Annotated in this window: 15 protein-coding genes and 1 tRNA gene; 12 read left to right on the top strand and 4 right to left on the bottom strand. The window is 68.2% G+C overall.

Translation table 11 applies throughout. The features are described 5' to 3' along the window. Positions 1–7: 7 nt before the first annotated feature. From AFER_RS08130 to trxA, 9 genes are all read left to right on the top strand, one after another. A complete protein-coding gene (locus AFER_RS08130; RefSeq protein WP_015798969.1) occupies positions 8–817 on the top strand; it encodes an FAD binding domain-containing protein in 810 nt (269 codons plus the stop codon). Then, positions 804–1,772 (top strand): AAA family ATPase, encoded by a 969-nt coding sequence (locus tag AFER_RS08125; protein ID WP_015798968.1) that lies wholly within the window; start codon positions 804–806, stop codon positions 1,770–1,772. The genes AFER_RS08130 and AFER_RS08125 overlap by 14 nt, the downstream gene beginning before the upstream one ends. Next, the gene (locus tag AFER_RS08120) at positions 1,756–2,850 is read left to right on the top strand and encodes a vWA domain-containing protein (protein ID WP_015798967.1); all 1,095 of its coding nucleotides are present in this window, start codon (positions 1,756–1,758) and stop codon (positions 2,848–2,850) included. The genes AFER_RS08125 and AFER_RS08120 overlap by 17 nt, the downstream gene beginning before the upstream one ends. Further along, entirely contained in the window at positions 2,843–4,051 is a 1,209-nt protein-coding gene (locus tag AFER_RS08115) for an XdhC family protein (protein WP_015798966.1), read from the top strand. The genes AFER_RS08120 and AFER_RS08115 overlap by 8 nt, the downstream gene beginning before the upstream one ends. Beyond that, on the top strand, positions 4,045–4,641 hold the full coding sequence (locus tag AFER_RS08110; protein ID WP_041661789.1) for a nucleotidyltransferase family protein: 597 nt from the start codon (positions 4,045–4,047) through the stop codon (positions 4,639–4,641). Before AFER_RS08115 ends, AFER_RS08110 begins: the two co-directional genes overlap by 7 nt. A 2-nt stretch (positions 4,642–4,643) precedes the next feature. Next, the gene (locus AFER_RS08105) at positions 4,644–5,348 is read left to right on the top strand and encodes an SRPBCC family protein (RefSeq protein ID WP_015798964.1); all 705 of its coding nucleotides are present in this window, start codon (positions 4,644–4,646) and stop codon (positions 5,346–5,348) included. Further along, positions 5,338–5,796, top strand: a complete 459-nt coding sequence (locus AFER_RS08100; RefSeq protein ID WP_015798963.1) for a DUF501 domain-containing protein — start codon at positions 5,338–5,340, stop codon at positions 5,794–5,796. The genes AFER_RS08105 and AFER_RS08100 overlap by 11 nt, the downstream gene beginning before the upstream one ends. Before the next feature lie 40 nt (positions 5,797–5,836). Beyond that, positions 5,837–5,918: transfer RNA gene (locus tag AFER_RS08095), tRNA-Leu, on the top strand. Between the two features lie 64 nt (positions 5,919–5,982). Then, complete coding sequence (gene trxA, locus AFER_RS08090; RefSeq protein ID WP_015798962.1) at positions 5,983–6,363, top strand: thioredoxin; 381 nt, start codon at positions 5,983–5,985, stop codon at positions 6,361–6,363. A gap of 52 nt (positions 6,364–6,415) precedes the next feature. On the opposite strand, the gene AFER_RS08085 is transcribed toward trxA, so the two are convergent. The 4 genes from AFER_RS08085 to AFER_RS08070 form a co-directional block, all read right to left on the bottom strand. Further along, positions 6,416–7,654 (bottom strand): serine hydrolase domain-containing protein, encoded by a 1,239-nt coding sequence (locus AFER_RS08085; protein ID WP_015798961.1) that lies wholly within the window; start codon positions 7,652–7,654, stop codon positions 6,416–6,418. A gap of 9 nt (positions 7,655–7,663) precedes the next feature. Continuing rightward, entirely contained in the window at positions 7,664–8,995 is a 1,332-nt protein-coding gene (pncB, locus tag AFER_RS08080) for a nicotinate phosphoribosyltransferase (RefSeq protein ID WP_015798960.1), read from the bottom strand. Next, positions 8,992–9,801 (bottom strand): prolipoprotein diacylglyceryl transferase, encoded by an 810-nt coding sequence (locus tag AFER_RS08075; protein WP_015798959.1) that lies wholly within the window; start codon positions 9,799–9,801, stop codon positions 8,992–8,994. The genes pncB and AFER_RS08075 overlap by 4 nt, the downstream gene beginning before the upstream one ends. A 61-nt stretch (positions 9,802–9,862) precedes the next feature. Next, positions 9,863–10,456: a hypothetical protein gene (locus AFER_RS08070; protein ID WP_015798958.1), complete on the bottom strand. Its 594-nt coding sequence runs from the start codon at positions 10,454–10,456 to the stop codon at positions 9,863–9,865. Positions 10,457–10,493: 37 nt separating this feature from the next. Here AFER_RS08070 and AFER_RS08065 point away from each other — a divergent pair, with 37 nt between their 5' ends. Genes AFER_RS08065 through ligA form a run of 3 tightly spaced genes read left to right on the top strand, consistent with a single transcriptional unit; the run spans position 10,494 to position 14,291 of the window. Beyond that, entirely contained in the window at positions 10,494–11,252 is a 759-nt protein-coding gene (locus AFER_RS08065) for a glycerophosphodiester phosphodiesterase (protein ID WP_015798957.1), read from the top strand. Between the two features lie 26 nt (positions 11,253–11,278). Beyond that, positions 11,279–12,304, top strand: a complete 1,026-nt coding sequence (locus tag AFER_RS08060; protein WP_015798956.1) for an MnmA/TRMU family protein — start codon at positions 11,279–11,281, stop codon at positions 12,302–12,304. Continuing rightward, entirely contained in the window at positions 12,297–14,291 is a 1,995-nt protein-coding gene (gene ligA / locus AFER_RS08055) for an NAD-dependent DNA ligase LigA (protein WP_015798955.1), read from the top strand. Before AFER_RS08060 ends, ligA begins: the two co-directional genes overlap by 8 nt. Positions 14,292–14,316: the final 25 nt, after the last annotated feature.

Raw genomic sequence — 14,316 nt, 5'->3', positions numbered from 1 at the left:
AGGATGCATGTTTCCAGCGCCCTTTGACTACCACCGAGCGCAGTCGATCGACGCGGCGATCGCCTTGGTCGGCGAGCACGACGACGCCAAGTTCCTCGCTGGCGGTCACTCGCTGCTGCCACTCATGAAGCTGCGTCTGGCCTCACCGTCGTTGCTCGTGGACATCGGCCACCTCCCGGACCTCTCGTACGTGCGCGACGATGGAGACGAGGTCGCGATCGGGGCCCTGACTCGTCATCATGACCTCGCGACCTCTGAGGTGCTTCGGCGTCGGGTGCCGGTTCTCGCTGCGGTGGCGGGCCAGATTGGCGATCCGTCCGTACGCCATCGCGGGACGATCGGTGGCTCCGTCGCTCACGGTGACGGTGCTGCCGATCTGCCTGCTGCGCTGCTCGCGCTCGAGGCGACGATGGTGGCACGCGGCGGCGGGGGCGAGCGGCGCATCCCGGCGAGCACTTTCTTTCGGGGCTTCCTCGAGACGGCACTCGCGCCTGACGAGGTCCTCACCGAGATCCGCGTGCCGGCGGTGCGGGACTACTCGTTCCAGAAGCTCAACCGTCGGGCGCAGGACTGGGCGATCGTGGGAGTCGTCGCGGTGCGCAACGGGAGCACGCGGGTTGCGTTCGTCAACATGGCACCGACGCCAGTACGTGCGATGGGCGTCGAGGAGGCGCTCGCGAGCGGTGCTGGCGTCGACGAGGCAGCCCGACGTGCCGCCGAGGGGCTCGAACCGCCGAGCGACGTCAACGCGTCTGCCGACTACCGCCGTCACCTTGCCGAGGTCCTGGTGGCACGAGCACTGCGTGAGCTTGCCTAGGTCTCCGGAGCCGCTTCGAGCGCACGGCATCGAACGACCAGAGGATCTGCGTCGTGCACTCGACGCCGTTGGCTACCTGGCCTCGCCACGGGTGGCGCTGTCTGGGTTCCTCGCGGTCTCGCTGCAGCGACCGCTGCTCTTGGAGGGGGAGCCCGGTGTCGGCAAGACCGAGCTTGCCTATGCGCTCGCGCGCGTCTTCGGCGGGTCGCTGGAGCGGCTGCAGTGCTACGAGGGAATCGACGTCCATCAGGCCGTCTACGACTGGGACTGGGGACGCCAGTTCTTGCACGTGCGCACGCTCGAGGCGCTCGCGCGAGATGCTCTGCGCGGTCGCGAGGTCGATGACATCGAGGCGGAGCTGTTCTCACCTCGGTTCCTCGTCGAGCGAGCGGTACTCCGGGCACTCGGCGGCGAGGATCCTGCCCGTCCACCGGTGCTGCTGCTCGATGAGGTCGACCGTGCAGACGAGGCGTTCGAGGCCTACCTGCTCGAAGTGCTCTCCACCTGGACCGTGACCATTCCGGAGCTCGGCGCTCGTGGGGCCCAGGTGATCCCGATCGTCGTGCTCACGTCGAATCGGACGCGTGAACTCCACGAGGCCCTGGCGAGGCGCTGCCTCTACCTCTGGGTTGACGCCCCCGGTCCGTCGTTGGAGGCCGAGATCGTGCGTCGACACGTCCCGGATGTGAGCGCTCGGCTTGCCACGGAGATCGCCCGTGTCGTCGCGGCACTTCGGCGAGAGGGCCTGTTCAAGCCTCCCGGAATCTCCGAGACGATCGATTGGGCGGAGGCGCTCGTGCGCCTCGGCATCGACGACCTCGACGATGAGCTCGTCGATGCCACGCTCGGACTCGTCGTCAAGGGACGAGAAGATCTCGAGCGCATCGAGGCGATCGGCGTGCGGACGATTCGCGAGCGTGCTGGCGTGGTGGACGGCGATGGTGGGTCGAGCTGAACGCTTCGTCGTCGGGTTCGTCGATCACCTCCGCAGCGGCGGATTGCGCGTTTCGACCTCGAGTACGATCGATTTCGAGCAAGCCTTGGACGTCGTGGGCGTTGGAAGTCGGCGAGTGGTACTCGAGACCGGACTCGCCACGTTCGTCAAGCGTGCTGACGACGTCCCTCGTTACCTCGAGCTAGCGGCCTCCTATCTCGGGATCGTCGCACCGAACGCGTCGAAGGTCGTGCTGCCGACCATGGTGGCCCTCGACGACGGCGACGACGGTGCCGGCGAGAACGAGACCGAGCGTCGCGCGGAGCGTGTCGTTCGCTACTCGGCGGTCGAGCGCCTGCACTCGGCCGACCTCGGCACGCTCGACGCCACCGAGCGCGCCGAGGCGATGGAGGCGCTCGCGGCGCTTCGTCTTGCCCCTCCGATGCGACGGAGCGCGCGCCGCCGTTCCGCACCTCGCGGACAGCTCGATGCGCGGGCGACCATGCGCGCTGCCTTCGCGACTGACCTCGAACCCATCGAGCGTCGGTATCGAGCAGCCACGACGGTTCCGCGTCCCGTGGTCTTTCTACTGGACGTTTCCGGCTCGATGCAGCCCTACGCCGTGGCCATGCTCCGTCTCGCGTGGGTGTTCGCCGCTGTCGCCAAGGTCGAGGCGTGGGCGCTCGGGACCCGTGCCACCCGCATCAGTCGAGCGCTCGGTGGGCGGGATCCTGACGTCGCCGTGGAGGAAGCGGTCGCGCTGGTCGCTGACTGGGGTGGCGGGACACGCCTCGGTGCAGGGATCGAAGCCTTCGTCCATGGCGTGCGGCGCAGCTTGCGCTCAGCGGTCGTGGTGGTGTGCTCTGATGGTTGGGACCGGGGCGATCCCGAGCAGATGCGCCGAGCGATGGCCTCGCTCCGTCGGCGCAGCGCCGCGATCGTGTGGGTGAATCCGCTGGCTGGCCTGGATGGCTACGCGCCCCTCGCGCGCGGGATGGCGGCAGCACTCGAGTACGTGGATGCCTTGGTCGCGGGTGAGAGCGTTGCGTCGCTCGAGCGGGCAGCGGTGAGGATCGTGGAGGAGGCGGGCCGTGCGTGAGGCACTCGAGGCGGTCGTCGCGTGGCGAAGGGCTGGCGTGCGCGCGGCGCTCGCCACCGTCGTCGCGGTCGAAGGATCAGGACCGCGGGAACCGGGCACCATGATGGCGGTCTCCGAGCGAGCTGAGGTCGTCGGGTCGGTGTCGGGTGGGTGCGTCGAGGGGGCCGTCGTTGCCGAGGCGCTCGCGCGGCTCGATGCCCCCGAAGCGGTCCTTGCGTCGATCGGCATCACGGGCTCCGTGGAGCGGGGGGCGGCCACGCTCGCCTTTGGCTACTCGGACGACGAGGCCATCGCCGTCGGTCTGACCTGTGGCGGTACGTTCCACATTCTCGTCGATCCTGATCCGCCAGACTTCTTGGACGAGGTCGTCGACGCCATCGGCCACGGTGTCGCGGCGAGCCTCGCGTTCGTGTGGCAGGTGGACTCGTCAGTCGATGACTACTTCGCCGCCGACCACGTGGGCGTCGCGATGCCCAAGGTCGGCGCGACGTTGGCGGTCCTCGGCGATGGTCGACGCTTCGGTAGCCTCGGCAACGAGTCGTTGGATCGGGTCGTCGCGAGAGAGGCGGCAGGGGCCATCGACGCAGCGAGGGGTACGCGCCGCGAGCTCGGTCGACTCGGCGAGACGCGCTCGCGCGAGGTCTCGGTGGTCTTGGCCGTTGAGGCGCCGCCCCCCACCATGGTGGTACTCGGCGCGGTGGACTTTGCCGATGCGCTTGCCCGAACCGCCAGATTGCTCGGCTATCGCGTGCTCGTCGTCGATGCGCGTGCGCTCTTTGCGACGAGAGAGCGCTTCCCCATGGCCGATGAGGTCGTGGTCGCATGGCCTCACGCGTGGTTGGAGGCGCATCGCGACGAGATCCAGGCGCGCGATGCGATCTGCGTGCTGACGCATGACCCGAAGTTCGACGTGCCCGCCATCCAGGCTGCCCTTGCCACGCGGGCTGGCTATATCGGTGTGATGGGCTCGCGTCGGACCCAGCGCGATCGTCGTGAGCGTCTGCGGGAGGCGGGCGTCGATCTCGACGAGGTCGATGCGAGAGTGGCGGCGCCGATCGGGCTCGACCTCGGCGCGAGGACGCCGGAGGAGACGGCGATCGCGATCGTTGCCGAGATCATCGCTCGTCGAGAGGGCAGGAGCGGTACGCCTCTCTCGGCGACGGACGGCGACATTCACGCCGCTGGTGCGTTCACATGGTGAGGTGGGTCGGAGCGGTCCTCGCGGCAGGTCGAGCGACCAGATTCGATCCACCGGGTGCGAAGCTGCGGACTCCTCTCGGTGGTCGCGCCTTGTTGACATGGGCGCTCAGCGCGTGTGCCGACGCACGTCTGCTGGCCGCGCGCGCGGTCGTGGTCGGTCGGGATCGCTTCGACGATCTCGTGCCGACCGGTTTCGAGGTGATCGTGAATCCCCATCCCGAGCGCGGCCTTGCGAGTTCGCTTGCGCTCGCGGCGGCGTGGGCCGAGGCAGACGGGGCGAGTGGCATGGTCGTCGGGCTCGCAGATCAGCCGTTCATCACGGCGCAGGCGTGGGACGCCGTGGCCGCGGCTCCCGAGGAGGTCGATCTCGCGGTGGCGACGTATGCTGGGTCGCGAGCGAATCCCGTGCGCATCGCGAGGCGCCTCTTCGGTGCACTCCCAGTCTCAGGAGACGTCGGAGCGAGAGCACTCTTCGCCCGAAGGGACCTGACGGTGGTGTCGGTCTCGTGTCAAGGTGACCCGATGGACGTCGATACGAGGCACGATCTCTCGCGCGCCGAGGAACGAGCTGATGAGGGAGAGGGAGGATAGCGGTGGAGATCCGAAACGCGTTCGACGTGCCGGCGAGTCCGGCGGTCGCTTGGAGCGTCTTGACCGATCTCGAACGCATCGCTCCGTGCCTGCCGGGTGCGGCGTTGACCGGGCGCGACGCAGATCGCTTCCTTGGCACGGTGAAGGTCAAGGTCGGACCGATCACCGCTTCGTACAAGGGTGAGGCGTCGTTCGTCTCGCTCGACGAGGAGCACGGCGTTGCCGTCCTTCGCGCCGAGGGTCGAGAGCAGCGGGGACAAGGACGGGCATCGGCGACGGTGACGGCGACGCTGACACCGCACGGCGAGGGAACGCACGTGGACGTCGTGGTCGATCTGCAGATCGCTGGCCGCGTCGCACAGTTCGGTCGTGGAGTCCTTGCGGATGTGTCTGCCGAGCTCATGCGTGAGTTCGCCGATCGGCTCGCCGACCTCTTGCAGACGCCTCCCGGCGAGGTCGGGAGCGAAGCGTCGTCGGCGAGCGACGAGGCGGGTGAGGCCACCGACTCCGCATCGACCGAGGCAGAGCCCGTGTCCGATGCGACGACGGCGCCTGCCGTTCGAACGCCTGCCGACAACCCGCCGCTCGACGTGCTCGGTGTGGGCTGGCGTCCGCTCGCTCGCCGGGCGCTCGCTCCCGTGATCGCTGTGGCGGTGGTCGTCGCGATTCTGCTGCGCCGGCGAGGACGCCGTGGCCGTGGTGCGTGAGGAGGACGAGGCGTGGGTGTCCGACCAGCTTGGTCGCCTGCCCAGCATTCCCTACACCGTTGCCGCACGCTCTCGCGAGGGTTGGCCCATCGTCATCGAACTGGCCGAATACGACCGGCAGGGCCGTCCTCAATCGAACTGGTTTTGGCTTGTCGATCGCCGACTCGTGCAGGCGGTTGCTCGAGTCGAGGCTCGACGAGGGGTTCGTAGGGCCGAGGAGCTCGTCGACCCTCGCGCACTCGAGTTGGCCCAACACGCCCATGCCTCTGCCCGACGCCACGTCCCGCATCCACGGATCGCTGGTGCGCGCGCTGGCGTGAAGTGCCTGCATGCTCACCTTGCACTGTGGCTGGCAGGGGGGTTCTCGCCGGTTGGGGTGTGGACGGCTGCTGCCGTGGTCGCGCTCGACCCGTCGCTCGCCGAGCTGCTCACCGACGTGGAGGCGTGAGCGGCGCCGAGGGCTAGCCTGGTCGTGGTGTCGAGACAAGGCCCGGATGGCGAAACGGTAGACGCAGGGGGCTTAAACCCTCCGGGCCGCTGGCCGTGCGGGTTCGACTCCCGCTCCGGGCACACGGAATACCCTTATGGGTATTGGCGTTAGGCCAGAGCGAACTCATCGAGAGGAAGAGGTATCATGGCGACCCGCAATCTGACGCTCAGCGACTTCGAGGCGACGATTCAGGAGAACGACATCGTCTTCGTCGATTTCTGGGCGGCGTGGTGTGGTCCCTGCAGGATGTTTGCGCCCATCTACGAGCAGGCGTCCGAGGTCCATCCGGAGATCGTCTTCGGCAAAGTCGACACCGAAGCCGAGCAGCAGCTCGCAGCGGCGTTCGGGATCATGTCGATCCCGACGCTGATGATCTTCCGCGAGCAGATCTTGCTGTACTCCCAGCCTGGAGCGCTCCCGAAGGAGGCGCTCGACGACCTGATCTCGCAGGTCCTTGCCCTCGACATGGACGACGTGCGTCGTCAGATCGCGGAGGCGCAGGCGGCTGAGGCCCGACAGGCCTGAGTCCGCGAGGCTCGTCGGGTCGCCACACGCGAGCCCGGCTCGGGCGTGCGACTCAGGGCCGCGTGAGCGCTGCTGCGACGAACGTCTCGAGTTCCTCGGCGAGCGGGTACGTGTTCGACGGCACAAGCTGTGTCATGAACACGACACTCACGCGTTGAGCCGGCCACACGAAGAAGGTCGTCGAGGCCATGCCGCCCCAACCGTAGGAACCTCGCGGACCGAGTCGGTGTGAGGCAATCGGATCATCGACGACCGAGAAGCCAAGGCCGAAGCCGGTCCCTGGGCGGTCGCCGGGTTGTGGCCTGGCGATCGCCATGGTGGGGATGTCCGAACCTCCGGGAAGGTGGTTGGATCGCATCGCATCGAGTGTGAGCGGTCCGACCAGGCGTGCGTCCCCGAGGCGGCCACCGAGGGCGAGTGCGATGCTGAAGCGTGTGTAGTCCTCGAGGGTCGAGAACAACCCGCCGCCACCGGAGTCGATCGGCGCCACGCGGGTCTCCGGCTGCACGGGCCCGAGGCGATGGAGCGTCCCGTCGCCACCAGGGGTGACGATCGCGGCGATGCGATCGGCCTCTGAGGCCGGAACCTCGAACGTCGTGTCGTGCATGCCGAGAGGCGAGAGGACGAAGGTTGTGAGGACGTCGGCGAGCGGTGCGCCTCGCAGCGTCGCGACCAGGTGGCCGACGACGTCGGTGGCGATGGAGTAGTTCCAGTGCGTGCCCGGGTCGAACAGGAGCGGGAGCTCGGCGTGTGCGTCGACCCAGGCTCCAAGGTCGGCGCCGTCGAGGGTGCGCTGGAGCTTGCGGTACATCGCGTCCACCGCGCTCTGGCGATGGAAGTCGTAGGTGAGACCGGCGGTGTGGGTGAGCAGATGCCAGAGCCGAATGGGTTCGATCGCCCCGCGCGTCACCGCTGGCGCGTAGCCCCCTGGCGCACCGCCAGAGACGAGTACGCGTGGTTCGGCGAAGGCGGGCAAGACCGTTGCGATCGGATCGTCGAGGCGGATCCGTCCCTCCTCGACCAGCTGGAGCGCCGCGATCGAGGTGATGGGTTTGGTCATCGAGTAGATCCGAAAGAGCGTCTGCGGCGTGACCGGGACGTTGCGCGCTCGATCGGCCCATCCGGTGTAGTGCTCGAAGGCGACCTCACCGTCGCGAGTGATGGCGACCGCGAGGCCAGCGAGGCGTTGGGTTTCGATCCAGGTGTCGAGGGTTCGCCGAAGGCGCTCGAGCACGTGCGCGTCGAAGCCGAGGCTGCTCGGATGGGCTCGCGTGAGCGACGTGGTGTCCATCTCGACACGCTACTGGTCGTGCTGGCCGTGCCCGGAACGTGGCAGCGACGGACCGAGGTGGTGGCAGACGAACAGGGGCTCCGTTGCATCGAGGATCGCGTCGAGGTCCTCGCCGAGGGTCGGGAGACGGTCGGCGAGCCTCTGACGACTCTGGGCCGCAGACTCCGGATCGAGGATGTCTCCCTCGACCATGACGGGGACCTCGAGGGCCATCAGGGTCGAGTCGTCGGTCGGCTCGACGGTCACGGCTGGGTCGATCGAGAACTCCTCGACGATGCGATGGTTGCGGAGGCGTCGGTACCCAGCCTTGCGGCCTCCAGACGTCTCCTTGTTCGCCGAGAGCTTGGCGACGGGCTCCGCAACGCCGTTGCGTTCGACGGCGACGAGCTTGTAGACGAGTTGTGCCGTGGGCACCCCACCCCCGGTGACGACCTTGGTCCCGACGCCGAATCCATCGACCGGCTCAGCGACCAGGCGCCTGACGAGCCCCTCGTCGAGGTCCCCGGAGATCAGGATGCGCGTCTTCGTGGCTCCGAGCTCGTCGAGCAGCGTACGAGCACGCCGTACCTCGACGAATGGGTTGCCGGAGTCGATGCGGATCGCCGCGAGATCGGTGCCGAACGCCTCGATCGCCTGGCGAATACCGTGCCCGATGTCGTAGGTATCGACGAGGGCGGTGGTCGAGGATCCGATCACGGCGGCCTGAGCCTCGAACGCGGCCCGCTCGCTCGGATGGGCAAGCACCAACGCATGCCCCATCGTGCCACCGGTGGGAACGCCGTAGCGTTGACCCGCGGCGAGGTTGGAGGTGGAGTCGAAGCCTGCGATCCATGCTGCACGTGCTGCGGCAACCGCAGCGCGCTCGTGGACGCGTCGAGAGCCCATCTCGATGAGTGTGGCCGTGCCCGCCGCGAGCCGTAACCGAGCTGCAGCTGTCGCGACCGCCGTGTCGAAGTTGAGAATCGACAGGATGAGCGTCTCGATGAGCAGGCCTTCGCCGAACGGCGCGTCGACCCGTAGGATCGGCGAACCAGGGAAGTAGAGCTCTCCGTCGGGGTAGGCGGCGATGGAGCCGCTGAAGCGAAAGTGCTCGAGGTAGCGAGCGGTCGGTGACCCGATGACGCGCTCGTCGACGAGCCAACGCACGATCTCGTCGTCGAAGCGAAAGGCTCGAAGCGCCTCGGCGAGCCGGCCGGTGCCACCGACCACACCGAAGCCACGACCGCCGAGCGAGCGTGCGAAGACCTCGAAGGTGGCCGGAACCTCTGCAAGGCCGCTCGCGATCGCAGTCTCGAGCATGGTGAGCTCGTAACGGTCGGTGAGCAGCGCGGTCGAGCTCACGCGGTTGGTCCTGTGGCCACGAGCTTCGGGAGGTCGACCACCTCGGTCGTACGGCCTCGCCGTGACGTCAGCACGGCGAGCGTGGCGGCGCAGAAGGCGAGACAGATGAGCGCGAAGACCTCGACGGCATCCCAGACCCGCGGACGGGCGAGCCACAGGAACTCGTCGAAGAACCGCTCGATCGACCACAATCCGAGGGCGGCGACCGCGACGGAGCCTGCCGGCATGCGCCAGCGGGCAAAGTGGCGTGCGATCCAGAGCGTGAGGAGGAAGCAGGTGAAGTCCTCGATCGACTGAAAGATCGGCACCGGAATGCGCTTGCCGATCTCGCCGGTGTAGTACATGCCGTACCACGCCTTCGTCGGCAGGCCACCGCCGGCGTACATCAGCTGAGGACCGAGAAGGCGTCCCATGGACCACGAGGCGAGCAGGACCGGTGCTGCGATGTCGAAGGCCCGGCGGAAACGGAGGTTCGGCATGTCGCGGTGGAGATACCACAACGCGGTCGGAATGCCGCCTGCGAGGCCCCCGTACGACGACAGACCGCCTTGCCACACCTCGAACACCCCGATTGGGTTGTGGAGATAGGCCTCGATGTTCGCGACAACGTGCACGACGCGGGCACCGACGATGGCCATCACGATGATAGGGATGAAACCACGCTCGAGCCAGGTGCTCGAGAGACCGAACCGGCGGAAGCGCTTGCCGAGGTACCAGTAGGCGAACCAGAAGGTGACGCCGAGGCCGAATCCGTACGTGTGGAGCACAAGCGGCCCCAGGTGGAACTCAACCGGGATTGGCTTCACGGCACCCCCTCGTCTCTGTGGTCAGCCTACGGGATGGCACGTCGACTCGCGCAACGCGATCTCAGGGTGCGCGGTGTCGTGCCGTGAGGTCACTCGCTGCGACGAGTGCGCTCGCGATCCAGCCCGAGAGTCGCCGCAGGGCCTCGTGGAGCGAGTCGGGGTGCTCGAGCTCGTTCTCGTCGAGGGACAAGGTCACGTCGTAGACCGCCTCGAGGCTGAGTTCCTCGAGATCCTCGTCGGGGTCGATGGTGGTTTCGGCCGAGACGGTTCGCAGCTCGAGCACCTCGTGATTGACGAGCGGAGGCGACTGCGATGGCAGCGATGACCGGAACGCCGCGGCGCTCATGGCGGGGCCCCGAAGGCCCGACACGCGAAGCGCGACCTCGAGGACAACGTCGATGGGTTCGTCGAGTCCCTCACCGAGCGTCCAGGATCGATAGGCACTCTGAGCCCAGGTCGACCACTCCAGCGAGATGTCCGCGCGCACACGTGGCGGCGCTTCCTCACCCGGGAGGCTTGCCGACGTTTCGTAGGTTGTGTCCCCCAGCAGGATGTCGACGTGAAGCTGCTCGTCGAGTCCGCCGCCCTCAAGCATGGCGTCTTTGAGGCTTGCGCGCAGGGATCCGATGAGGTCGAAGAGAACGTGGTGGAGCATGCCTTGGCGTCGAGCCTAGTCGTTAGGATCCGCGGGCGTGGACGGGCGCAGCACGCCGCTCATCGTGGCGCATCGCGGGGGCATGGGAGAGGCGTGCGAGTCGACCCGCGAATCCTTTGCGAGTGCAGCGGCGCGCGGTGCTACTGGGGTCGAGCTCGACGTGCGCAAGAGTGCCGATGGGGTGCTGGTGGTCCATCACGACCCGACGCTGGATCGGACCGCTGGTGTGGCGCTCTCCATCGCATCGGCGACCTGGGAGCAACTCGCGACGATTCGGCTCCCGTGCGGCACCCACGAGGCATCGCTCGCTCGACTCGAGGAGGTGCTGGCGGTGACCGAGGGCCTCGCGTGTTCCATCGACATCAAGGACGACGATGGGCCCTCGGGCGACCTCGAGGCACGCGTCATCGCGACGCTCACGGATGCGGGGGCCCTCGAGCGCTGCGTGGTCGCCAGCTTTCATCGGGGGGTTCTGGAGCGGGTGAGGTCGCGCTGGCCCGGCGTGCGGACCACCGCTGCCCCCAGTGAGGTGGCAGCCTGGATCGCTGGTTCGCGCCAGCGTCGACCCCCCTGGCGCGTGTTGTCGGTACCGCGTTCGTATCGTGGCGTTCCACTGCTCACCGAGCGGCGCGTTCGGGACGCGCACGCGCTCGGTTGCGAGGTGTGGGTGTGGACGATCAACGATGTCGCCGAGGCGACGTTCCTTGACAGCCTTGGTGTCGACGCCATCATCACCGACGTCCCGGGGCTCCTCTCGCGCGCGCTCGGTCGATCGTCGCGGCAGGCACGCCACTAGCGTGGGGCACGTCGAGGGGAGGGTCGGTGGCGCGTGTCGTGGTCGCGATGTCCGGGGGCGTCGACTCCTCGGTTGCGGCGCTCATGGCGCGTGAGGCTGGTCACGACGTGATCGGCGTCACCTTGCGCCTGACGGAAGCCGCAGGTGACCGCGGCTGCTGCTCGGTTGGGGACGTCGAGGACGCGCGCACCGTGGCAGCCCTGCTCGGCATCAACCACATCGTGGCCGACATGCGAGCGGAGTTCCACCGCGCCGTGGTCGAACCCTATCTCGACGCCCATCGGCGAGGCTGGACACCGAATCCATGCATGTCGTGCAACCGCTACGTCAAGGTCACCGCCCTCGCGGCTTGGGCACAGCGACTCGGCGCCTCCCGCTTGGTGACCGGTCACTATGCGACGGTCCTCGATGGGTCGCGGCCGATGCTCGTTCGGGGGCGGGATCGGCGTAAGGATCAGTCGTACGTGTTGGCGGACGTGCCCCCGGAGGTGCTCGCGCGTCTCTGGCTGCCGCTCGGCGAGCTCTCCAAGGACGAGGTGCGCACCCGTGCCCACGCGGCCGGATTGCCGGTGTGGGACAAGCGCGATTCGCAGGACGTGTGTTTCGTGCCCCACGGGCGAGCGGCGTTCGTGTCCGCGGCCGTCGGCTTGACCGATGTACCCGTCCGCGACGTCGCGGGTGAGCCGGTCGGGGTCACGCTGCCGTTCGAGCTGGCGACCGTGGGCCAGCGGCTTCGCGAACCCGGTCGCTCGGGGTCCACCCCGCGCTACGTGATCGCGAAGTCTCGGACGGCTGTTCGCGTCGGCAGTGCGAGCGATCTCTTGGTCGCAGCCCAGCCGATCGAGGATCTGGTGTCCTACGTGCCCCGGAGCGAGCCGCTTCGGGGCCTCGTCCAAACTGCAGCGCATGGCGTCGCGCTTCCTGGGTCGCTGTCCGAGGCGGCGGTCGCCTTCGACGAGCCTGCTCGTCGCGTCGCTCCCGGGCAGCGAGTCGTCCTCTACGACGCCAAGGATCGGGTACTCGCCTCGGCACGGGTCGTCGACGATGACTGAGTCGGCCGCTGCCCGCGTTGCCGCGCTGCGCTCGCTCATCCAGCGAGCGAGCGAGGCGTACTACGTCGCTGATGATCCGATCATGAGCGACGATGAGTTTGACGGGCTGGTCCTCGAGCTGCGGGCGTTGGAAGCGGCCCACCCCGAACTCCGTTCTCCGGACTCGCCCACCGAGAGGGTAGGCGCGCCTCCCGGATCGAGCTTCGCTCCAGTGCGCCATCGAACGCCGATGCTCTCGCTGGACAACGTCTTCGACGCCGACGAGCTCGACGCCTGGGTCGAGCGGACGCGGCGCGGTCTTGGCCACGACCCTGCGCTCTTCTTCGAGCTCAAGATCGACGGCCTTGCGCTCTCGCTGACCTATGTAGATGGCCGTCTGGCCCAAGCTGCCACTCGCGGCGACGGCGAGGTGGGCGAGGACGTGACGGCGAACGCCCTCGTCGTCGACGCGATCCCACGTCGTCTCAAGGGCGTCACGGGACCTGGGCTCGTCGAGGTGCGCGGCGAACTCTTCCTGCCCCGCTCGGCCTTTCGGGCCCTGAACGAGCGCGTGGAGCGACCGTTCGCCAATCCTCGCAACGCCGCTGCCGGGAGCCTTCGCCAGAAGGATCCGGCGCTCACCCGCGACCGCGGGCTCTCCTTCTTCGCCTACCAGCTCGAAGAGGGGCCGAGCTTCGACTACCACCACGAAGCGCTCCAGTGGCTCGGCGAGGTTGGTTTTCAGGTCGAAGCACACGCCACCCCGGTCGGCCTCGACGAGCTCGCCGACAAGCTCGCGTGGCTCGCCGAGGCTCGTGACGGGCTCGACTACGACATCGACGGTGCGGTCATCAAGGTCGACCGCCTCGAGGATCGCGTGCGTCTCGGCACGACGACGCACGCGCCACGGTGGATGATCGCCTACAAGTTCCCCGCCGAGGAGCGTCCGACCCGGCTCGTGGGGATCGAGGTGTCGGTGGGCAAGTCGGGCAAGGTGACGCCGTTCGCGGTGCTCGATCCGGTCCGGGTCGGCGGCTCGACCGTCAGTCGCGCGACGCTGCACAACGCAGACCAGATCGCACGGCTCGACGTTCGTGTCGGCGACACCGTGATCGTTCGCCGAGCCGGTGAGGTGATTCCCGAGGTGGTTCGTCCGGTACTCGAGCTGCGTCCCGACGACGCGGTGCCATGGGTCTTCCCCACGACCTGCCCGGTGTGTCATACGCCCCTCGTGCGCGATCGCGGCGAGGTCGACTGGCGCTGTCCCAACCGTCGCTGTCCCGAGCAGCTCGTGCAGCGCCTCATCCACTTCGCCAGTCGCGACGCCATGGATATCGATGGATTGGGAGAACAACGCGCGCGCCAGCTCGTCGAGGCAGGGCTCGTGGTCGTCCCGCCGGATCTGTACCGACTCACGGACGACGACCTGGCACGGCTCCCTGGGGTGCGCCACCGGAGCATCGAGCGCCTCCGAGCTGGCATCGAGGCGTCGCGGTCGCGCCCGCTCGGGCGTGTCATCTTCGCCCTCGCCATCGACAACGTCGGTCAGCACGTCGGCATGCTCGTGGCTGACGTCGTCGGCTCACTCAGTGGCCTTCGAACCGTGACAGAGGACGAGCTCTGTCGCGTCGAGGGGATCGGCCCGGTCGTTGCGGCGAGCGTCGTCGCGTTTCGAGACAGCGACCTCGGGCGCGAGATCCTCGACAAGCTCGAACGTGCTGGGGTCGGAGCCTCAGCCGATCGCCCGCGCGCGGCCGGTGGACCCCTGGAGGGCCTCAGCTTCGTGCTGACGGGCACCGTGCCGGGCATTGGCCGTGCGGAGCTCGCTGCGCTCATCGAGGAGCACGGCGGCCAGGTGCGTACGTCGGTGAGCCAGCGGACGAGCTACGTGGTGGCGGGGGCATCACCGGGGTCGAAGCTCGACGAGGCCCGCGCTCGGGGGATCCCCGTCATCGACCTCGATGGGCTCCGAGAGCTCATCGACCGTCGAGGCGGGTCGGATGCGTGATACCGTCGATCGCGGGATCGAGGTG

The sequence above is a fragment of the Acidimicrobium ferrooxidans DSM 10331 genome (assembly GCF_000023265.1).
Taxonomy (GTDB): domain Bacteria; phylum Actinomycetota; class Acidimicrobiia; order Acidimicrobiales; family Acidimicrobiaceae; genus Acidimicrobium; species Acidimicrobium ferrooxidans.
This window is presented reverse-complemented; position numbering and strand designations above follow the sequence as displayed.

What these genes read in the sequence shown, in the direction of transcription:
- AFER_RS08130 (WP_015798969.1), top strand. Translation starts at nt 8, where the DNA reads ATGTTTCCAGCGCCCTTTGACTACCACCGAGCGCAGTCGATCGACGCG.
- AFER_RS08120 (WP_015798967.1), top strand. Translation starts at nt 1,756, where the DNA reads ATGGTGGGTCGAGCTGAACGCTTCGTCGTCGGGTTCGTCGATCACCTC.
- AFER_RS08110 (WP_041661789.1), top strand. Translation starts at nt 4,045, where the DNA reads ATGGTGAGGTGGGTCGGAGCGGTCCTCGCGGCAGGTCGAGCGACCAGA.
- trxA (WP_015798962.1), top strand. Translation starts at nt 5,983, where the DNA reads ATGGCGACCCGCAATCTGACGCTCAGCGACTTCGAGGCGACGATTCAG.
- AFER_RS08085 (WP_015798961.1), bottom strand. Translation starts at nt 7,654, where the DNA reads ATGGACACCACGTCGCTCACGCGAGCCCATCCGAGCAGCCTCGGCTTC.
- AFER_RS08070 (WP_015798958.1), bottom strand. Translation starts at nt 10,456, where the DNA reads ATGCTCCACCACGTTCTCTTCGACCTCATCGGATCCCTGCGCGCAAGC.
- ligA (WP_015798955.1), top strand. Translation starts at nt 12,297, where the DNA reads ATGACTGAGTCGGCCGCTGCCCGCGTTGCCGCGCTGCGCTCGCTCATC.